The sequence below is a fragment of the uncultured Microbacterium sp. genome, assembly GCF_964244775.1.
Taxonomy (GTDB): Bacteria; Actinomycetota; Actinomycetes; order Actinomycetales; family Microbacteriaceae; genus Microbacterium.
In genome coordinates, this window is record NZ_CAXTJR010000001.1 from 569634 (window position 1) to 589712 (window position 20079).

19 protein-coding genes are annotated in these 20079 nt (G+C 69.1%); 11 read left to right on the forward strand and 8 right to left on the reverse strand.

From position 1 onward, the window contains the following. Nucleotides 1-66: 66 nt before the first annotated feature. The 3 genes from ACFE6Z_RS02750 to ACFE6Z_RS02760 all read left to right on the forward strand — a co-directional run bounded on the left by ACFE6Z_RS02750 (nucleotide 67) and on the right by ACFE6Z_RS02760 (nucleotide 2743). Nucleotides 67-213, forward strand: coding sequence for a hypothetical protein (locus ACFE6Z_RS02750; protein WP_375384149.1), 147 nt, complete (start codon nucleotides 67-69; stop codon nucleotides 211-213). 324 nt (nucleotides 214-537) lie between these two features. Then, the gene (gene ettA, locus ACFE6Z_RS02755) at nucleotides 538-2220 is read left to right on the forward strand and encodes an energy-dependent translational throttle protein EttA (RefSeq protein WP_375384150.1); all 1683 of its coding nucleotides are present in this window, start codon (nucleotides 538-540) and stop codon (nucleotides 2218-2220) included. Beyond that, entirely contained in the window at nucleotides 2213-2743 is a 531-nt protein-coding gene (locus ACFE6Z_RS02760) for an acyl-CoA thioesterase (protein WP_375384151.1), read from the forward strand. Before ettA ends, ACFE6Z_RS02760 begins: the two co-directional genes overlap by 8 nt. Nucleotides 2744-2746: 3 nt before the next feature. Here ACFE6Z_RS02760 and ACFE6Z_RS02765 read toward each other — a convergent pair whose 3' ends face one another. Then, nucleotides 2747-3634 (reverse strand): acyl-CoA thioesterase, encoded by an 888-nt coding sequence (locus ACFE6Z_RS02765; protein WP_375384639.1) that lies wholly within the window; start codon nucleotides 3632-3634, stop codon nucleotides 2747-2749. A 90-nt stretch (nucleotides 3635-3724) separates the two neighbouring features. Between ACFE6Z_RS02765 and ACFE6Z_RS02770 the strand changes: the two genes are divergently transcribed. Further along, entirely contained in the window at nucleotides 3725-4396 is a 672-nt protein-coding gene (locus ACFE6Z_RS02770) for a hypothetical protein (protein ID WP_375384152.1), read from the forward strand. Nucleotides 4397-4407: 11 nt separating this feature from the next. Here ACFE6Z_RS02770 and ACFE6Z_RS02775 read toward each other — a convergent pair whose 3' ends face one another. The 6 genes from ACFE6Z_RS02775 to pepN all read right to left on the reverse strand — a co-directional run bounded on the left by ACFE6Z_RS02775 (nucleotide 4408) and on the right by pepN (nucleotide 12076). Further along, a complete protein-coding gene (locus tag ACFE6Z_RS02775; RefSeq protein WP_375384153.1) occupies nucleotides 4408-6078 on the reverse strand; it encodes an FAD-binding dehydrogenase in 1671 nt (556 codons plus the stop codon). Continuing rightward, on the reverse strand, nucleotides 6075-6551 hold the full coding sequence (locus tag ACFE6Z_RS02780) for a globin (RefSeq protein WP_375384154.1): 477 nt from the start codon (nucleotides 6549-6551) through the stop codon (nucleotides 6075-6077). The genes ACFE6Z_RS02775 and ACFE6Z_RS02780 overlap by 4 nt, the downstream gene beginning before the upstream one ends. After that, a complete protein-coding gene (locus tag ACFE6Z_RS02785; RefSeq protein ID WP_375384155.1) occupies nucleotides 6548-7639 on the reverse strand; it encodes a mechanosensitive ion channel family protein in 1092 nt (363 codons plus the stop codon). The genes ACFE6Z_RS02780 and ACFE6Z_RS02785 overlap by 4 nt, the downstream gene beginning before the upstream one ends. 81 nt (nucleotides 7640-7720) lie before the next feature. Continuing rightward, nucleotides 7721-8572, reverse strand: a complete 852-nt coding sequence (locus ACFE6Z_RS02790) for an ABC transporter permease subunit (RefSeq protein ID WP_375384156.1) — start codon at nucleotides 8570-8572, stop codon at nucleotides 7721-7723. After that, nucleotides 8569-9480: an ABC transporter ATP-binding protein gene (locus ACFE6Z_RS02795; RefSeq protein ID WP_375384157.1), complete on the reverse strand. Its 912-nt coding sequence runs from the start codon at nucleotides 9478-9480 to the stop codon at nucleotides 8569-8571. Before ACFE6Z_RS02795 ends, ACFE6Z_RS02790 begins: the two co-directional genes overlap by 4 nt. Nucleotides 9481-9532: 52 nt before the next feature. Then, nucleotides 9533-12076, reverse strand: a complete 2544-nt coding sequence (pepN, locus tag ACFE6Z_RS02800; RefSeq protein WP_375384158.1) for an aminopeptidase N — start codon at nucleotides 12074-12076, stop codon at nucleotides 9533-9535. A 164-nt stretch (nucleotides 12077-12240) separates the two neighbouring features. On the opposite strand from pepN, the gene ACFE6Z_RS02805 reads away from it, so the two are divergent. The 7 genes from ACFE6Z_RS02805 (at nucleotide 12241) to ACFE6Z_RS02835 (ending at nucleotide 19440) form a co-directional block, all read left to right on the forward strand. Continuing rightward, nucleotides 12241-13458, forward strand: a complete 1218-nt coding sequence (locus tag ACFE6Z_RS02805) for a ferrochelatase (protein ID WP_375384640.1) — start codon at nucleotides 12241-12243, stop codon at nucleotides 13456-13458. A gap of 21 nt (nucleotides 13459-13479) precedes the next feature. Next, complete coding sequence (locus ACFE6Z_RS02810; RefSeq protein WP_375384159.1) at nucleotides 13480-14022, forward strand: ribose-5-phosphate isomerase; 543 nt, start codon at nucleotides 13480-13482, stop codon at nucleotides 14020-14022. Beyond that, a complete protein-coding gene (locus tag ACFE6Z_RS02815) occupies nucleotides 14022-15005 on the forward strand; it encodes an Fpg/Nei family DNA glycosylase (RefSeq protein WP_375384160.1) in 984 nt (327 codons plus the stop codon). Before ACFE6Z_RS02810 ends, ACFE6Z_RS02815 begins: the two co-directional genes overlap by 1 nt. A gap of 73 nt (nucleotides 15006-15078) precedes the next feature. Then, nucleotides 15079-15717 (forward strand): FMN-binding negative transcriptional regulator, encoded by a 639-nt coding sequence (locus ACFE6Z_RS02820; RefSeq protein ID WP_375384161.1) that lies wholly within the window; start codon nucleotides 15079-15081, stop codon nucleotides 15715-15717. 13 nt (nucleotides 15718-15730) lie between these two features. After that, nucleotides 15731-17230: an amidohydrolase gene (locus ACFE6Z_RS02825; RefSeq protein ID WP_375384162.1), complete on the forward strand. Its 1500-nt coding sequence runs from the start codon at nucleotides 15731-15733 to the stop codon at nucleotides 17228-17230. Nucleotides 17231-17326: 96 nt separating this feature from the next. Further along, the gene (locus ACFE6Z_RS02830; RefSeq protein WP_375384163.1) at nucleotides 17327-18739 is read left to right on the forward strand and encodes a sensor histidine kinase; all 1413 of its coding nucleotides are present in this window, start codon (nucleotides 17327-17329) and stop codon (nucleotides 18737-18739) included. Beyond that, nucleotides 18736-19440, forward strand: coding sequence for a response regulator (locus ACFE6Z_RS02835; RefSeq protein ID WP_375384164.1), 705 nt, complete (start codon nucleotides 18736-18738; stop codon nucleotides 19438-19440). The genes ACFE6Z_RS02830 and ACFE6Z_RS02835 overlap by 4 nt, the downstream gene beginning before the upstream one ends. Nucleotides 19441-19485: 45 nt before the next feature. Here ACFE6Z_RS02835 and ACFE6Z_RS02840 read toward each other — a convergent pair whose 3' ends face one another. Then, complete coding sequence (locus tag ACFE6Z_RS02840; protein ID WP_375384165.1) at nucleotides 19486-19983, reverse strand: Dps family protein; 498 nt, start codon at nucleotides 19981-19983, stop codon at nucleotides 19486-19488. Nucleotides 19984-20079: the final 96 nt, after the last annotated feature.

Genomic DNA, 20079 nt, shown 5'->3' on the forward strand with positions numbered 1-20079 from the left:
GCTCCGCCGGGGACGGCCTGCGAGCGCGGACCGCGCAGTGCCCACGACCTCTGCGCACGCTTGATCGTGACCCTCCGGGCGAGTGAAGGCGGAGATGAGGATGCCGCGTGGCTGGGCCGCGAACTCGACCGGGCGGTGCACGCTCGGTCGATCATCGAGGTCGCGGTGCGGACCCTGCCGGTCTCGAGCATCGTGAGTGTGCGGACGGCCTGAGCGCCGGCGCTCGGCGCCGCGCGCCGCCGTTCCCGTCCGGCGCTCCGTCCCGGCGCCACCCATGCCAGCCAGCTGGCGGACATGGGTCGCGCGAAGAACCTTCTCCCGGACACGCGAATCCGCATGTCAGCCAGCTGGCGGACATCGGGCGCGCGGAGAACCTTCTCCCGGACACGCGAAATCCGCATGTCAGCCAGCTGGCGGACATGCGCGCGCCGGGCGACCATCTTCCCGACATGGGTCGGCGCGGCGGCGCGACGGCGGCGCGGGGGCTGCGCCGGGCCGCCCGGCCGCGACCGTCCGCGCCCGTAGACTGGAGCGGCTATGGCTGAATACATCTACCAGATGGTCCGTGCCCGCAAAGCGGTCGGCGACAAAGTGATCCTCGACGACGTCACGATGTCGTTCCTCCCCGGCGCGAAGATCGGCGTCGTCGGTCCGAACGGCGCGGGAAAGTCGACGATCCTGAAGATCATGGCCGGGCTCGATCAGCCCAGCAACGGCGAGGCGAAGCTGACCCCGGGGTTCAGCGTCGGCATCCTCATGCAGGAGCCGGAGCTCGACGAAGATCTCACGGTCCTCCAGAACGTGCAGCAGGGCGTGGGACCCATCATGGGAAAGATCGCCCGCTTCAACGAGATCTCGGCGCTCATGGCCGACCCCGACGCCGACTTCGACGTGCTCCTGGCCGAGATGGGCACCCTTCAGGAAGACATCGACGCCGCGGACGCGTGGGACCTCGACTCTCAGCTCGAGCAGGCGATGGACGCGCTGCGCACGCCGCCTTCCGAGGCGATCGTGGCGAACCTGTCCGGCGGCGAGAAGCGCCGCGTCGCGCTCTGCAAGCTCCTCCTGCAGAAGCCCGACCTGCTGCTCCTGGATGAGCCCACCAACCACCTCGACGCGGAGAGCGTGCAGTGGCTCGAGCAGCACCTGTCGAAGTACCCCGGCGCGGTGCTCGCCGTGACCCACGACCGGTACTTCCTCGACCATGTCGCCGAGTGGATCTGCGAGGTCGACCGCGGTCGCCTGTATCCGTACGAGGGCAACTACTCCACCTACCTGGAGAAGAAGCAGGAGCGGCTGCAGGTTCAGGGCAAGAAGGACGCAAAGCTGGCCAAGCGCCTCGCCAGCGAGCTGGAATGGGTCCGCAGCAACGCCAAGGGCCGTCAGACCAAGTCCAAGTCCCGCCTCGCGCGCTACGAAGAGATGGCCGCGGAGGCCGACCGCACGAGGAAGCTCGACTTCGACGAGATCGTCATCCCACCCGGCCCGCGCCTCGGCCAGGTCGTGCTGGAGGCCAAGAAGCTCGAGAAGGGCTTCGACGGACGGATGCTGATCGACGGGCTGTCCTTCAGCCTGCCCCGCAACGGAATCGTCGGCATCATCGGCCCCAACGGCGTCGGCAAGACGACCCTCTTCAAGACGATCGTCGGACTCGAGCCTCTCGACGGCGGCGACCTGAAGATCGGTGAGACGGTCGAGGTGTCGTACGTCGACCAGACCCGCGGCGGCATCGACCCGAACAAGAACCTCTGGGAGGTCGTCTCGGACGGGCTGGACTGGATCCAAGTCGGCAAGGTCGAGATCCCTTCGCGCGCCTACGTCTCGCAGTTCGGCTTCAAAGGTCCCGACCAGCAGAAGAAGGCGGGCGTGCTCTCCGGTGGTGAGCGCAACCGGCTGAACCTCGCTCTTACGCTCAAGCAGGGCGGCAACCTGCTGCTTCTGGACGAGCCGACGAACGACCTCGATGTCGAAACCCTCGGCAGCCTCGAGAACGCGCTCCTGGAATTCCCGGGCTGCGCCGTGGTCATCACCCACGACCGGTGGTTCCTCGACCGGATCGCGACGCACATCCTCGCGTACGAGGGAACCGAAGAGAACCCGGCGTCCTGGTACTGGTTCGAGGGCAACTTCGAAGCGTACGAGGAGAACAAGATCGAGCGCCTCGGAGCCGACGCTGCAGGCCCCCACCGGTCGACCTACCGCAAACTCACGCGTGACTGATACCGCGGGGGAGGGCACTGCCGGCGCGGCCGCAGCATCCCACCCTCGCCTTCACATTCCCATTCATCTGCGATGGGGAGACCTCGACGCGTTCAACCACGTCAACAACACCTCGATGCTGAAACTCCTCGAAGAGGTGCGCGTACGCGCGTTCTGGCGGCCCGCGGCGGGGGAGGACGCGCCCTCGACCGCGGTGCTCGACTCGAGCCTGCTGAGCGGAGTGCTGACCCTCATCGCGCGGCAGGAGATCGAATACCTCGCCCCGGTGCCGTACCAGCGACACCCGCTGGATGTGCAGCTGTGGTTCGGCAAGCTCGGCGGATCCAGCGTCGAGGTCTGCTACGAGGTGTACAGCCCGAGCGAGACGGCCTCCGGAGGCCCTCAGACGCTGTACGCACGCGCAACGGCGGTGGTCGTGAAGACGGATGCTCTCACCGGGCGCCCGCTGCGGCTGAGCCCCGAAGAGCGCGCCGCGTGGACGCCTTACCTCGCCGCTCCGATCCGCTACGCGCACCGACGCTGACGATCAGCGGTCGTCCGCCACCCGGACCATGATCTCCTGGGCGACGCTGGCCAGCAGCGCGCCGTCGCGGGAGTAGATCCGGCCGTTGGCCAGGCCCCGGCCGCCGCGGGCACTGGGCGACTCCTGGACGTAGAGGATCCATTCGTCGACGCGTCCGAACCGGTGCCACCACATCGCGTGGTCGAGACTCGCCACCTTCAGTCCGGGCTTGGCCCACGTCAGCCGGTGGGCGCGCAGGATCGGCTCCTGGATGGTCATGTCGCTCAGGTACGCGAGGGTCGCCCTGTGCACGGCCGGGTCGTCGGGAAGCGGGCGGCGCGTCCGCATCCACACAGCCTGATGCGGCCGAGGCGTGTCGTCGACGCTCAGGAAGATCGGCGCCTGGACATGCCGGAGTTCGACAGGGCGATCGGTGAAGATCCGCTTGGTAGTGGGGTGCACGCCCTCCAGCGACGCCTCGAAGTCGGGCAGCGACTCCGGCGCGGGGATTGCCTCGGGCATCGGGAACTGGTGGTCGAACCCGGGGTCCTCGTCCTGGAACGACGAGATCATCGAGAAGATCGGAACACCCTGCTGGAACGCCTGGGTCCGCCGGGTCGAGAACGATCGTCCGTCATGGATGCGGTCGACCGAGAAGGTGATCCCCTGCGATGCGTCTCCTGGACGGAGGAAGTAGCCGTGCATCGAGTGCGGGATCCGCTCGGGGGGCAGCGTGCGCGATGCCGCCACCAGCGACTGGGCGAGCACCTGGCCGCCATAGACGCGCCCCATGGGCATCGCCTGCGAGACGCCGGTGAAGATGTCTTCGGACGTGCGGGCGCGCGTGTCGTCGAGGTCGAGGACCTCCAGCAGCGACTCGACCGGGTCGCGGTCAGGAGCATCGCCGGACACATCGACGCTGAAGGGGAAATCGGCGTCGGTCACGGAGTCTCCTCGTCTGGCGCCCGGGTGAGCCGGGGCATCGGTTGGTAGTTTAGGCGGATGTCCGAGCGCCTCCTCTTCGCCGATGCGCACTCGGCCGCCGACGCCCTCACGTTCGCCGGCCGGTGCGCCCGCCTCGGCGACGGTGCGGTGCGGCTGCAGGGCGCCGACGGCACGCTTGCGATGACCTCGGCTCCGCTCGCGCCGCGAGGACTCTTGGATGCCACGCCCACAGTGCTGGTGCTGCGCGCCCATCCGGTCGACGCCGAGCTCTCCTGCGATCTGGTGGTCGAGGCAGCCGCTCTGCAGCCCGCCACCGATGACGCGGAAGCCGTTGTGCTGCCGGCAACGGCGCTCTCGCCGGCCTGGGCCGGCATCGCTCCGCCCCGATCAGGATGGGTCGCGAGCGGGGGAATTGCCGCATCCGACCTCGCCGCCCGCGCGCAGTGGGGAATCGCCGCGGTCGCCGAGGCGATGCCCGCCGACCCCGGCGAGGATCTGGTGCGGACCGTGCGTGCACACGTGTGGGGCGAACCGGATGCTGCGCTCGACGACCTTCCCCGCGGTGCCGCGTTCGCGGCATTCGCAATGGGGTTCATCGTCGGCCAGGAGTCCGCGCGGGTCTTCCGATCGGGTCCGTGGACGCGGATCACCCTGAACCGCGGACACGTGCTCGTCCGCGGCCCGGTGCGCGTCGGCATGACGGCCGTGCGCTCGACCGGCCGGGCCTGAACCCGAGCGCGTCAGAGGGCGGCGGCTGCCGCGCGCCCGGCGACACGGCCGGAGAACAGGCATCCCCCCACGAACGTGCCCTCCAGCGCGCGGTAGCCGTGCACCCCGCCGCCACCGAAGCCGCTCGCCTCCCCGGCCGCGTACAGGCCGGGGATCGGCTCGCCGTCGGTGCCGAGAGCGCGGCCCGACAGGTCGGTCTCGATCCCGCCGAGCGACTTGCGTGTCAGGACATGCAGCTTGACCGCGATGAGGGGGCCGGAGGACGGATCGAGGATGCGGTGCGGAACGGCGGTTCGGATGAGTCGGTCGCCGCGATACGACCGCGCCGAGCGCAGCATCGCGATCTGCGCGTCCTTGGTGAACTCGTTGTCGATCTCGCGATCACGCGCCTCGATCTCGAGTCGTACGCGATCGGCGTCGAGCGCGTCGCCGCCCGGGAGAGCGCGCATCCCGGCGATGAGCGCGTCGAGGTCGTCGCGTACGACGAAGTCCGCGCCTCGCTCCATGAACGCCTGGATGGGCCCCGCCGCGCCCTTGCCGAGCCGCGACTTCAGGAGCAGCTGCACGTCCCGACCGGTGAGGTCGGGGTTCTGCTCGCTTCCGGAGAGCGTGAACTCCTTTTCGATGATCTTCTGCGAGAGCACGAACCATGAGTGATCGTGCCCCGTGGCGCGCAGGTGAGCGAGGGTGCCGAGCGTGTCGAACCCGGGGAACAGCGGCACCGGCAGGCGGGTGCCGGTCGCATCCAGCCACACCGAAGACGGACCGGGCAGGATGCGGATGCCGTGACCCGGCCACACGGGGTTCCAGTTCTGGATGCCCTCGACGTAGTGCCACATCCGGTCGCCGTTGATGTGGTGTGCTCCGGCGGCGTCGGCCACCGCCTGCATCGAGCCGTCCACGTATGCGGGCACTCCGGTCAGCATCGTGGCCGGAGGGGTGCCCAGGCGCGCGGGCCACTGCCGGCGCACGAGGTCGTGGTTTCCGCCGATGCCGCCGGACGAGACGATCGTGGCTCCTGCCGTGATCTCGAACGAGCCGACCACTTCTCGTGAGCTGGCGATCCCTCGCGCCGCGCCGGAGGGGGCGAGGATGTCGCCTGCCGCACCGACCACCGTGCCGTCGGTCGTGGTCAGCGTGGTGACCTTGTGTCGCGGGAGGATCGTGAGCCTCCCGTCCGCCTCGGCCTGCTCGACCGCCGCCTGGAAAGGCGCGACGATACCCGGACCGGTGCCCCACGTGATGTGGAACCGGGGCACAGAGTTGCCCGGCCCGAGAGCGGTGTATCCGCCGCGCTCGGCCCAGCCGACGACGGGGAACAAGCCCACGCCCTTCTCGCGCAGCCACGCACGCTTCTCGTGGTGGGCGAAGTGCAGGTAGGCCTCGGCCCATTGCCTGGGCCAGGCGTCCTCGGAGCGGTCGAAGCCGGCGTTGCCGAACCAGTCCTGGTGGGCGAGGTCGAACGAGTCCTTGATGCCCAGCCGGCGCTGCTCGGGAGAGTCGATGAAGAACAGGCCGCCGAACGACCACCACGCTTGCCCGCCGAGGTTGGCGCGCGGCTCCTGGTCGACGATCACCACGCGCTTACCCGCCGCCGCGGCCTCGCCGGCGGCGACGAGCCCCGCCAGCCCCCAGCCGATCACCAGGACGTCGGTCGTCAGCGCGGTGGGGGCGTGGGTCATGGCGATTCCTTCTTCGTCGGCGCCGTCAGGGGGAGGGATGCTGTGGCGCGGCCCTCCGCCGCAGGGCCGATGCCGGTCGGCTCGAACGTGTTGACCATCGCCATCGCGGCGCGCTCCAGATAGTCCCACAGTGTGCTCTCGTGCAGCGGCGGCAGATCGAGGGCGTCCACCGCGACGCGCATGTGCGCGAGCCATCGGTCGCGCGCGTCGGGATTGACGTGGAACGCTGCATGCCGCATCCGCAGTCGCGGGTGCCCGCGCTGCTGGCTGTACGTGCCGGGGCCGCCCCAGTACTGCTCGAGGAAGAGGGTGAGCCTCTCCTTCGCGGGGCCAAGGTCTTCTTCGGGGTACATCGCCCGGAGGACGTCGTCGTCGGCGACACCGGCGTAGAACGCATCGACCAGACGGACGAACGTGTCGTGCCCGCCGATCTGCGCGTAGAAGCTCTCCGCCTCGACGGTCGGCTCGGTCACGATGTCTCCTCGGTGTCCTTGGGTTTCCAGACCGGCCTCGGGTCGACCTCGGAAGCCTTCGCCTTGGCACCCGTGTCGTGGGTCACGGTGGGGTTCGGCTTGGTCTTGGGCGGGTTCGCACCGCGCACACGGCCCGCGCCATCCAGCCCCGTGAGGGTGATGGAATTCAGCTGGGGGAGCTGGAGCCCGAGGGCATCGATCGCGTGCTTGAGCCGCATCCTCAGTTCGCGCGCGACATCGTCTTTCGCGTTGGATCGAGTCTTGATCACGAGCCGGATGACCAGCGCGTCACCTGACACCGATTCCAGTCCCCACACCTCGGGGGCCTCGATGACCCGGGTGCGCCACTTCGGATCGTTCGCCAGTTCTTTGGCCGCCCGCAGCATGGCATCCTCGACCTCGGAGATCTCGGCGTCCACGGGCACCGCAAGATCGATGATCACGCGCGACCACCCCTGCGACATGTTGCCGATCCGCAGGATCTCGCCGTTGCGCACGTACCAGAGCGTGCCGTTGACGTCGCGCACATGCGTCACGCGCACACTGACGTATTCGACGATGCCTGTCGCGAGACCGAGATCGACGACGTCGCCGATGCCGACCTGGTCTTCGGCGACGATGAACATGCCGTTGAGGACGTCTTTGACGATGTTCTGCGCGCCGAAACCGAGCCCGGCGCCGATCGCCGCGGTGAGCAAGGTGAGCGAGGTGAGCGCGGTGGGAGCGAGGATGTTGACCACCAGCAGGAGCGCGACGATGAACACGGTCACGTTCACGATGTTCTTGAGGATCGTGCCGAGAGTGCGGGTGCGCTGCACCAGCCGGACGGCCGCGAGGGGCGAGCGCTCCAGCGCCTGGGTGTCGTCGACCTGAGCCTTGTCTTTCGCTCCGTTGACGATCCGGGCGACGACCCGGTGGATCACGCGCCTCAACAGCCACGCGAGCAGGATCGCGACGACCACGATCACGGCGATCTTCAGGATGTTCCACCCGGCGTCGGCGAAGAACAGTCCCACGCTCGCCCAGAACGCCGTCCAGTCGAAGGAGTCGACGGCGGGGGTGGTGGTTTCGAGCGGAACGCTGATCATCGCATCGATCCTAACGACGGATGCCTCGGCGACACCTGTGCGGGCAGGCGGCGCCGAGGCATCCCAAGGGGGTGGCCGAGGCTACGCGTCGCGCGTGCGGAGCACGATCCAGCCCAGCACGAGTGGTACGACCACCCAACCGGCGAGGGCGAGGAGCGACGGAAGGACATCCTCCGTGCCGGGCGAGGCGAGCGTGCCGCCCGCGTTCGACGGCAGGTACTGCGCGAGGTCCACGATCCAGCGCCATCCCTCGCCGGCGATCGTGAAGAGGCTGAAGACGATGGGCAGCACGAACAGCACGCCGACCGTGGTCGCGATCGCGCCGGCGCCGTTGCGGATGACGAATCCGAAGCCGAGTCCGATCAGTGTGTAGGCGACCATCGCGAGGACCCCGTACATGAGCGGCACGATCGACTGCGACGGCTGCGACCAATCGATGCCCTGCGCGACCATCGGCGCCGTGGCGGCGATCGCGATGGCGTAGATGACGATCGTCGTGATCGCGATGATGACCGAGATCACGATCGCCTTCGCGGCAAGCACGGCACCACGACGGGGCGCGGCCGCCAGGGTGGACCGGATCATCCCGGTGGAGTATTCGCCGGTCACCACGATCGCGCCGAGGATCCCCGCGACCAGCATCGTGAACTGCGTCGGCAGCAGGATGATGGTGGCGGCGGGCAAGCCCGGTCCGGAGTTGGCTGTGGCCGCGGCGATCAACAACGAGATGCCGACCGACAGCACCGCCGCGACCGCGAGCGACCACCACGTCGAGCGGAGGCTCCAGATCTTGATCCATTCACTGCGCAGCAGATGGGCGAAGGTCAGACGGTAGCGGGAGGCCGTGCGCGAACGGGTCGTGGGCGTCGGCGCAGGGGCCGCGCCCGCGACGGGAGTGGCTGCGTTGGTGACAACGCTGGTGGCGGCGGTCATGCGATCTCCTTGGTCTTGTACTCGACGGATTCGCCGGTGAGCGCGAGGTAGGCATCCTCGAGCGAGCCCGAGCGCGGTGTCAGTTCGTGCACCGGGATGCCCAGTGCGGCGGCGAGGTCGCCGACGGCGGCGGCGGTCGTACCGGTGACCTCGGCGACTCCGGGCTCGACGGCGGTGACAGTCACTTCCGGGTCGGCGAGCGCCTGCACCAGCTCGGCGAGGCGCGGGGAGCGAACGACGAGGCTCGCGCGCGTCCAGGCGCGCACGATCTCCGTCAGCGGGGCATCGGCGAGGACCTTGCCGCGACCGAGCACGATCAAGTGATCCGCGGTCTGCGACATCTCGCTCATGAGGTGGCTGGACAAAAGCACCGTGCGGCCCTCGGAGGCGAGGTAGCGCACGAACTGACGTACCCAGCGCACGCCTTCCGGGTCGAGGCCGTTCACCGGCTCGTCGAGGATCAGCGTGTGCGGGTCGCCGAGGAGCGCAGCGGCGATGCCCAGACGCTGGCCCATTCCGAGCGAGAACTTCCCGGCGCGCTTGCCCGCCACTGAGCCGATGCCGGTGAGCTCGATGACCTCGTCCACGCGGCGGCGTCCGATGCCGTGCGTGACCGCCATCGCATGGAGGTGCTCGCGGGCCGTGCGCCCGGTGTGCACCGCCTTCGCGTCAAGGAGCACGCCTACTTCGGTGAGCGGCGACCGCAACGTGCGGTACGCGCTCCCGCCGACGGTCACGGTCCCAGCGGTGGGCCGGTCGAGTCCGACGATCATGCGCATCGTCGTGGATTTGCCGGCGCCGTTGGGCCCCAGGAATCCGGTGACTCTGCCGGGTTGGACGGTGAATGAGACGTGGTCGACGGCGGTCTTGTCTCCGAACCGCTTCGTGAGGTCTTCTGCAACGATCATGAACCCACCGTACGGACAAGACCCGGTGTCGCGCGTCCGTCGCAAGGGGGATCTACTCGGTGTCGCGCTCCTGCACGGCCAGGGCCCGCTCGACTCCGGCGAGGTTCTCGTTCACGAGCCGGCGCAGGGCCGGCGGAGCGTCGCGGTTTGCCTCGAGCCAGGCGCGGGTGGCGTCCTGCAGCGCGACGTTGGCGAGTGCCGCCGGGTACAGGCCCGTGATCAGGTACGCCGCGATCTGGTACGTCCGCGAGTTCCACACCGGCAGGAGCATGTCGAAGTAGCGCGACACGAACTGGCCGAGCACCCCGACTCCGGCCGGATGGGTGAAACCGAGAGCAGCAGAACGCACGATCGTGTTGGGCAAGTCGTCGCGCGAGATCAGCGAATCCCAGGCGGCGGTCTTCGCCTCGACGGTCGGGAGGGACGCCTTGGCCTGGGCGGCGAACTCGCCGCCCTTCGCGGTGTCGTCCGCCGCCTGCGCGGCGTCGATCTGAGCGGCCGTGACCGCCCCTCCTGCGGCGAGCGAGACGAGCAGCTGCCACGACAGATCGGTGTCGATGTCGAGACCGGCGAAGCTCACCTCGCCGTCGCGCACCTGGCGCACGCTCTCCCACTGGCGCGGGGTAGAGGCCGCACTGGCGAAGGCCGTCACGAATTGGAGCTGACTGTCGCTGCCGGCCTCGGCGTCCTGCGCGAGCGCCCACAGCGCGTCGGCGACCTTCTCGCGCGTCGCATCGCGCTTCTCGGGCGACACGTACGAGCCTGCGGCCAGCTGCAGCTGACCGAGCGTCGTGCGGACGGTCGTCGACTCGGTCTCGGCGCCGATGTTGCGCAGCACCAGATCGACGTAATCGCTCGCGGATGCCTCGGCATCCCGTGTCTGATCCCACGCAGCACCCCATACCAGCGAGCGCGCGAGGGGATCGCTGATCGCTCCGAGGTGATCGATCGCGGTCTGCAGCGAACGCTCATCGAGCCGGATCTTCGCGTAGGCGAGGTCTTCGTCATTGAGCAGCACGAGGTCGGGGCGGGCGACGCCCTTCAGCGCGGGAACGTCGGTGCGGTCGCCGTCGACGTCGAGCTCGAGGGAGTGGACGCGTACGAGGGCGTCTCCGCGGAGGCTGTAGAAGCCCACGCCGAGGCGGTGTGGCCTGATCGTCGGGTAGTCGGCGGGAGCGGTCTGGACGATCGCGAACCGCGAGATGGTGCCGTCGTGCGCCTCTTCGATGAGCGGGGTCAGCGTGTTGACGCCGGCCGTCTCGAGCCACTTCCTCGACCAGGTGCTCAGCTCGCGGCCGCTCGTGGTCTCGAGCTCGGCGAGCAGGTCGCCGACCTCGGTGTTGCCCCACTCGTGCTTCGCGAAGTACGCCGCGACGCCCGCGAAGAACTTCTCGATGCCGACCCAGGCGGCGAGCTGCTTGAGCACCGATCCGCCCTTGGCGTAGGTGATCCCGTCGAAGTTCACCTGCACGTCTTCGAGGTCGTTGATCTCGGCGACAACGGGGTGGGTCGAGGGCAGCTGGTCTTGGCGGTAAGCCCAGGTCTTCTCCATCGCGTTGAACGTCGTCCACGCGGCTGTCCACTCCGTGGCCTCGGCTGTGGCAATGGTCGAGGCCCACTCGGCGAACGACTCGTTCAGCCACAGGTCGTTCCACCACTTCATCGTGACGAGGTCGCCGAACCACATGTGGGCCAGCTCGTGCAGGATCGTGACGACGCGCCGCTCCTTGACGGCATCCGTCACCTTGCTGCGGAACACGTACGTCTCGGTGAAGGTCACCGCTCCGGCGTTCTCCATCGCGCCCGCGTTGAACTCGGGCACGAACAGCTGGTCGTACTTGGCGAACGGGTACGGGTAGGCGAATTTCTCCTCGTAGTACGCGAAGCCCTCACGCGTCTTGTCGAAGATGTAGTCCGCGTCCAGGTACTGCCAGAGGCTCTTGCGGCCGTACACGCCGAGCGGGATGACCCGGCCGGAGGAGCTGGTGAGCTCGGAGAACGTGGCTTCGTAGGGACCTGCGATCAGGGCGGTGATGTACGACGAAATGCGGGGAGTCGGCTCGAACCGCCAGGTCGCCGTGCCGTCACCGTGCTTCACGGATTCGGGGGTGGGGGAGTTGGAGATGACCTTCCACGGCTCGGGCGCGGTGACCGTGAACTGGAACGTCGCCTTGAGGTCGGGCTGCTCGAACACCGTGAACATGCGCCGCGAGTCGGGTACCTCGAACTGCGAGTACAGGTAGACCTCGCCGTCGACCGGGTCGACGAAGCGGTGCAGGCCCTCGCCGGTGTTCGTGTAGCTGCAGTCCGCGTCGACGATCAGTTCGTTCTGGCTCGCGAGCCCGTCCAAGGCGATGCGCGAATCGACGTGCGCCGATACCGGGATCTCGCGGCCGTTCAGCGTGATCGTGCGGACGTACCCCGAGATCAGGTCGATGAACGTCTCCGCGCCTTCGGTTGCGGAGAACCGCACGACGGTTCGGGAGCCGAAGATCTCGTCTCCTCTGGTGAGGTCGAGCGAGACCTCGTACGAGTGGGTGTCGACGATCGCGCGACGCTGCTGGGCTTCGACGCGAGTGAGGTTCTCTCCAGGCACTGGGCTGCTCCCGAGGGTGAGGATCGGATGCCGCGGAACGGCGCTGCTGGCGCCGGCGACAACCTGTTCAGCCTACGGCAGTGCCTCCTCACGCGCCCGCGTCGGTCGGCGGATGTCAGGATGGATCCGTGAGCGCATCGGACGAGCAGACCCATCCCATCGGGATCGACAGCACGGTGATCGATAGCACCGTGACGGTGCGGTTCGCATCGGCCGTCGCGCGTGACGGAGCGGCGCACATCGAGACGCCCGCGGCGTACGACGCGCTGCTGCTGGCGGGCTTCGGCGGTCCGGAGGGTCAAGACGACGTCATCCCGTTCCTGCGCAACGTGACCCGCGGACGCGGCATCCCCGACGAGCGTCTCGAAGAGGTCGCACACCACTACCGCCACTTCGGCGGCATCAGCCCGATCAACGCGCAGAACCGAGCCCTCAAAGCGGCGCTCGAGGAGGAGCTCGCCCGTCGCGGACTCGAGCTGCCGGTCTACTGGGGAAACCGCAACTGGGCGCCCTACCTGGAAGACGCCGTGACGGATGCCGCGGCATCCGGTCATAGGACACTTCTGGCCATCTCGACGAGCGCCTACAGCTCGTTCTCGAGCTGCCGTCAGTACCGCGAGGACTACGCCCGGGTGCTCATCGACACCGGACTCGGCGAGGGCGAAGACCCCGTCACGATCGACAAGGTGCGGCAGTTCTTCGACCACCCCGGTTTCGTCGAGCCGTTCGCCGCTGGCGTCCGCGCCGCGGTGCAGGGCTTTCTCGACGGGGGAGTCCGGCCCGAGGCCGTGCGCGTCCTCTTCTCCACGCACAGCATTCCGATGACGGATGCGGCGCGGTCGGGGCCGCGCGAGGGCGATCCCGAGTTCCGAGACTTCGGTGCCGGCGGCGCGTACGCCGCACAGCACGAGGCGGTGGCCGCCCACATCATGGCCAGCATCGCCGATGAGATCCCTGCCGCTGCCGCGATCGAGTGGAACCTCGTCTTCCAATCGCGCTCCGGCCCGCCATCGCAGCCGTGGCTCGAGCCCGACGTGTGCGACGTGATCGCGACGCTACCCGCCCATGGCATCGAGGCGGTCGCGATCGTTCCGCTCGGCTTCGTGAGCGATCACATGGAGGTGCTGTGGGACCTCGACACTGAGGCGCTCGATGCCGCCGCCGAGGCGGGGCTGCGTGCCGTACGCACCCCGACCCCCGGCGTCGACCCGGTCTACGTCTCGGGACTCGTCGACCTGGTGGAGGAGCGTCTGCACGGCACGCCCACTTCCGAGCGCCCGCACCTGACGGATCTCGGGCCCTGGTTCGACGTCTGCCGGCCGGGCTGCTGCGAGAACGTCCGAGCCGGGTTCAAGCCCGCGGCCTCCGGCATCGCCCCGTGACCGGTCTCTAGAATCGACCCCATGCGCATCCACATCGCGACCGATCACGCGGGCCTCGAATTCTCCACCCAGTTGCAGCATCATCTGGCTGCGGCGGGTCACGACATCGTCGATCACGGCCCCCTGGACTACGAGCCGCTGGATGACTACCCCGCGTTCTGCATCCGCGCCGCCGAGGCGGTCGTCCGCGACCAGGAGGCGGGCGTCGAGACTCTCGGCGTGGTGTTCGGCGGTTCGGGCAACGGCGAGCAGATCGCCGCCAACAAGGTTCGCGGCGTCCGAGCCGCCCTCGTGTGGAACATCGCGACCGCTGAGCTCGCGCGCGAGCACAACGACGCGAACGTGATCGCCATCGGCGCACGTCAGCACACGTTCGACGAGGCCGCGACGTTCATCGACCGCTTCATCGCGACGCCGTTCTCAGGCGAGGAGCGGCACGTGCGCCGCATCGGGCAGATCGCGGCGTACGAGGCCGACGGCGCGCTCGTGCCCGATCCGCGTGCAGGCGTGCTTGCGCCGACCGGTGGCGAAGACGTCGACGCCTTCGACCCAGAAGCCGGCTGATGCCCGAGGGGCATTCGGTCCACCGGATCGCCCGGCAGTTCGACCGCAACTTCGTGGGGCGTGCGGTGACGGCATCCAGCCCGCAGGGCAGGTTCGCCGAAGGTGCTGCCGTGCTGAGCGGCCGCACGGCGACATCCGTCCGCGCCGTCGGCAAGCAGATGTTCCTCGAGTTCGACGACGACCTCTGGCTGCGGGTGCATCTGGGCATGTATGGGGCGTGGGATTTCGCCGGTGAGATCCTCGTCGACCCGACGATCGCGTCGTCCAACGGCCGCATGGGACAGACCAACCAGCGCGGAACGGTTCTGGATGCTGCGGGCGAGAATTCACTCACCTCTATCGGTGCACCCCGGCGTGCCCGTGTGCGGGTGCGCATGTCGGAGCAGACGACCGGGCTTCCTGAGCAGGAGGCTGAATGGCCGCCGCTCGTGGTCGGACAGGTGCGTCTGCGCCTCCTCACGGAGATCACCTGCGCCGACCTGCGCGGACCGACGGCGTGCGAGCTGCAGACACCCGACGAGATGCTCGCGACGATCGCGAAGCTCGGGCCCGACCCGCTCGTCGACGACATCGCCGACGGCGAGGCGCGGTTCACCGAGGTCGTGCGCCGAAAGCCCACCCCGATCGGCCAGTTGTTGATGGACCAGTCCGTCGTGAGCGGCATCGGCAACGTCTACCGCGCCGAACTGCTGTTCCGTACCCGCCAGAACCCGCACACGCCGGGCCGCGAAGTGCGGGAGGAGGTCGTGCGCGACCTGTGGCGCGACTGGGTGCGACTGCTGTCGATCGGCGTCGAGACCGGCCAGATGATGACGATGGACGACCTCGATCCCGCCGCGTACCGCGCGGCGATGGCCAGCCGCCATGACCGGCACTGGGTCTACCACCGCGCGGGTCTCCCGTGCCGGGTGTGCGGCACCGAGATCGTCGTGGAGGAGATGGCGACCCGCAAGCTCTACTGGTGCCCCTCCTGTCAGGCGTGAGAGAGCAGCGGTGGTCGAGTAGTGAGCTTGCGAGCGTATCGAGACGGGATGCCGCGAAACCTAGACTGAGCAGATGCGCCAGAATCCCTCGTTCGCGATGACGGATGTCGCGGAGCTGCGCCGCCTCATCGACCGCAATCCGTGGATGACCCTCGTCAGCAGCACGCCCGACGGTCTGGTCGCGTCGCACTACGCCGTCCTCCTGGACGAGGACCGCGACGATCTGACGGTCGTGGGGCACGTCGGCAAGCCCGACGACCTGATCCACGGACTGGGGGAGCGCGAGGTGATGCTCGTGGTGCAGGGTCCGCACGGGTACATCTCGCCGAACTGGTACGGCGATGTGGCGAGCGTGCCGACCTGGAACTTCGTGTCTGCCCACCTCTCCGGCATCCCGGAGGTGCTGAGCGCCGAAGAGAACCTGAAGGTGCTCGATCGGCTGGTCGCGCGGTTCGAGAGCGCTCTCCCCGAGCCGCGCCTCATGTGGGAGCGGCCGAACGATGCCGCGTTCGTCGAGCGGCTGGAGCGCGGCACCGTCGGCTTCCGGCTCACTCCGACGAAGGTCGTCGCCAAGCGCAAGCTGAGTCAGAACAAGTCGTCCGATGTCGTTGAGACGGTGATCGCCGAGCTTTCCGGGGAAGGCCCATTCGCCAACCCCGCTCTCGCCGCAGAGATGCGCCGCGCGCACGACGCGATGGCGCCTCGCCCATGACCGGAGCACGCCTGTGACCGGAGTCGGGCAGACGGTGACGACCATCACCGACGCGCGCATCCCGGTCGGCATCACCTCCGTGCTCTCCGACCAGCCCGTCGATGTCTTCCTCGAGGGCGGACTGATCGCCGATATCGCGCCGGCAGGCAACATCCGCGCCCGCGGAGAGACGCTCCGCGCGGACGGCGCGTGGCTCATCCCCGGACTGTGGGATCACCACGTGCACGTCGTGCAGTGGGCGCTCGGCGCGCAGCGCGAGCCCCTGGGCCATGCGTCCTCGGCCGCGCACGCGGCGGCCGTCATGGGCGCTGCCCCGGTCCTGGCGGGTCACCGCCGCATCGGCACGGGCTTCCGCGACGCGTTCTGGAGCGACCCGCCCACCCTCGAGACGCTCGATGCGGCGACCGGCGAGATCCCCACCTATCTGATCAATGCCGACGTGCACAGCGTGTGGGTCAACTCCGCCGCGCTGCGGCGTGAGGGGTTCGCCTCCGACGGGTCCGGTCTGCTGCGCGAAGCACCCGCGTTCGAGATCTCCCGGCGCCTCAACGAGGTGAACCCCGCGGTGGGCGACGCGCTCGTGTCGAACATGGCTCGGGATGCCGCATCCCGGGGCGTCGTCGGGCTCGTCGACCTCGACATGGCGTGGAACGAAGAGGCGTGGGTCCGCCGCATCGGAGGCGGCTTCGACCGGCTGCGGGTGGAGTTCGGGATCTACCCGGACAACCTGGCGCGCGCGATCGCGGAGGGGCTTCGCACCGGCGATCCGGCGCGGGGCGCAGCATCCGATCTCGCCCGCGTCGGGCCGTTCAAGATCATCACCGACGGCTCGCTCGGCACGAGGACGGCCGCGAGCTCGCACGCCTACCCCGGTGACCCGCACAACCACGGGATGCTGACCGTCCAGCCCGCCGAGCTGGCCGAGCTGATGACCGGGGCGACCGGGGCGGGGCTGGCGTGCGCGGTGCACGCGATCGGCGATGTGGCGAACTCCCATGCGCTGGACGCGTTCGCCGCGACCGGCGCATGGGGCACGATCGAACACGCGCAGCTGGTCGCGCACGCCGATATTCCCCGATTCGCGCGCCTCGGCGTGGGAGCGAGCGTTCAGCCCGAGCACGCGATCGACGACCGGGACCTCACCGACAGCATCTGGGCCGCCCAGACGGCGCTCGCCTATCCGCTGCGCGCGCTCTCCGATGGCGGCGCCAACCTGCTGTTCGGCTCGGATGCGCCCGTCTCGGCACTCGATCCGTGGGCGGCGATCGCCGCAGCGGTCTTCCGCACCCGCGACGGACGCCCACCGTGGCGGATCGAGCAGGGCGTGGATGCCGCGACCGCGCTGGACGCGTCCACCCACGGCGGCTCTGCCGCCGCGGCCCGCATCGAGCCCGGTGCGATCGCCGACCTCGCACTGTGCGAGCGGGATCAGCGGGCCGCGAGCGAGCCGGAGCTGCGCGCGATGGCCGTCGCCGCGACGTTCCTCGCAGGGCGCCTGACCCACCTCGCATAGGGGGTCAGCCCCCGTACGCACTCGGGAGGCGGTCGGATGCCGGAATCGTCGCGCGGCGACGAGTCTCGACGTGTGACGATCTATGCAGAGACACCCATGACCTCCCTCTCGACTCCGGCGAGCCCCGCGCCGCTACGACCCGGGCCGCCCCGCCCCGTCTGGAGCTACGGCGCGCTATGGCGGCGCGTGCCCGGCTCGGCCGTCTACCTGCTCTCCGTCTTCGCGCTGGCGATCGCGTCGGTGGTCGTACTCGCGACGCTCTTCTGGACGGGTGTGGGCCTGCTGATCCTCGTCATCGGCCTGCCGATCATCGTGATGGCGCTGCTCGTCGCTCGCGGCTTCGGCGTCGCCGACCGGTTCCTCCTGCGTCTGACCGGACTGCCGGCGATCGTCGAGCCCGAGTGGAGCCACGACGCCCCCGATGCCGACCGCTTCTGGATGACCCTCACCAGGCCCGTGCGCAACGCGCACTACTGGCTCTCGCTCGTGCACGGCATGATCGTGAGCCCGATCATCTCGACCGTCTCGTTCACCATCACGACGGTCTGGCTGAGTGTCAGCCTCGGTGGCCTCACGTACTGGTTCTGGGGGCCCTTCATCCCGCAGGGTGACGGGCGGTCCGTGTGGGGGGATGATGTCCGCAACGCACTGCCGCTGCTGTTCGGCGCACTGTCGCAGTCAGGAGTGGAGGTGCTGCTGTACGTGCTCGCCGGTGTGTTCTGCGCGGCGACGCTCCCGTGGGTGCTGGGCGCACTCACGGCCATGCACCACGCCATTGCCGGCGGGATGCTGGGCCGCTGGCGCTCCGACGATCTGGCCGCCCAAGTGCGCGCCGAGAGTCTCGCCCGCGATGCTGCCGTCCACGCGGAGGATGTCGCGCTGCGTCGCCTGGAACGCGACATCCACGACGGCCCGCAGCAGCGCCTGGTCCGGCTGCAGATGGACCTGGCCGCTCTGGAGCGCCGCGCCGAGGCGGGGGATGGGGATGCCGCGGCCTCGCTCGCCCGCGAGGCCCGGACGCACGCGAAGGCGGCGCTGGACGAGCTGCGCGCACTCTCCAGCGGTGTCGCCCCGCCGCTGCTGCAGGATCGCGGGCTGGTCGCAGCCCTCGGCGCGCTCGCGGTCGGCAGCGGCCTGCCCGTCCACCTCGATATCGACCCCGCACTGGACGAGGCGGTCAGCCCAGAGATCGCCCGCACGATCTACTTCACGGTCGCCGAGCTGCTGACCAACGCCGTCAAACACGCCGGCGCGACGGCAGCGACCGTCAAGGCCGCCCAGCGACCGATCGAGCCCGGCTCCGCGCCGGGCACAACGGCGATGCTGGATGTCTGGGTGGTCGACAACGGCCGGGGTGGTGCACATCTCGCCCCGGGGCACGGACTGGACGGTCTCCGGGATCGACTCGCCGGGCTCCGCGGCGAGCTCGTCGTGCAGAGCCCGCTGGGTGGACCGACCACGATCGGGGCGCACGTCCCGCTCCCGGCCCGGATCGCGGAGCAGGGATGACCGACGCCTATCCTGTGAGCGTGTCAGATCCTGGCGACGGCCTTGCGCCCCCGCATCCGCTCCGCGTCGTCTTGATCGAGGATTCGCTGCTCCTGCGCGAAGGGCTCGTACGCCTCTTCGCCGAGGCGGGTTATGTCACGGCCGGCGCCTACGGCGACGCCGACGACATCGTGAGGCGGGTCGCCGACGCGCGGGCCGATGTCGCGATCCTCGATGTCCGCCTGCCTCCGAGCTTTCGCGACGAGGGGATCCGAGCCGCGCTCCGGCTGCGGGCCGAGTCGCCCGAAGTGGCGGTCCTCGTGCTCAGCCAGTACGTCGAGGGCGTGTACGCGCGGGAGCTGCTCGCCAGCGGCGAGGGGGGCGTCGGCTATCTGCTCAAGGATCGGGTGACCTCGCTCGACGAGTTCACCCAGGCGGTCCGGCGCGTCGTGGATCGGGGAACGGTGCTCGATCCGTTGGTGGTCCGCCAGCTTCTGGCGGCGCGGGCCGATCCGATGTCGGCGCTCACGCCGCGCGAGCGCGACGTGCTCGAGGTCATGGCCGAGGGTCGCAGCAACACGACGATCGCGACCCTTCTGCACATCGGAGTCGGTGCGGTCGAGAAGAACGTCACGGCGATCTTCCAGAAGCTCGGGCTGGAGGAATCGGCGTCCGATCATCGCCGTGTGCTCGCGGTCCTCGCGTACCTGCAGCACGGCTAGACGCGGAAGGCCCCCGGGAGAACCCGGGGGCCTTCCGCGGATGGTCTATTCGGCGATGTGCGCGAAGAGGAACCAGCGGTCCTTCTCGAGTCCGCGCATGATCTCGATCGCGATGTCCTGGCTCGACTGGTCGAATTCGTCGAGACCGTCGATCGCCGCCTTGACGTCGGCGAGCACCCTGTCGATGTCGGCTATCACGTCGCGAACGATCGCGTCGGACGTGGTGAAACCGGCGGGAACAGCGGTGGGCGCGACCTTCTCGGTCACGGTCGCAAGGCGTGCGTCGACCGGCAGGCCGAGCGCCACGATCCGCTCGGCGGCGAGGTCGGCCCAGTCGCCGGCGTGGGCGACCACGGTGTCCAGAAGCTCGTGCACGCCGATGAAGTTGGCACCGCGCACGTGCCAGTGAGCCTGCTTGCCATTGATCGTGAGGGCCTGGAGCCCCAGCACGACGGGGGTCAGGAACTGCGCGGTGGCAGTGACGGCGTCGGCGTTGCTGGCGGTCTGCGAAATGGTCTGCGAGACATTATTCGTGTCTGTCATGATGTGCCTCCGTGGCTCGTCTCTTGTGACGTTGAAGACAACGCTACTCACGCCCACGCATTCCGCAAGCAAGCTGAGGCTGGGCTTATCTGCCCG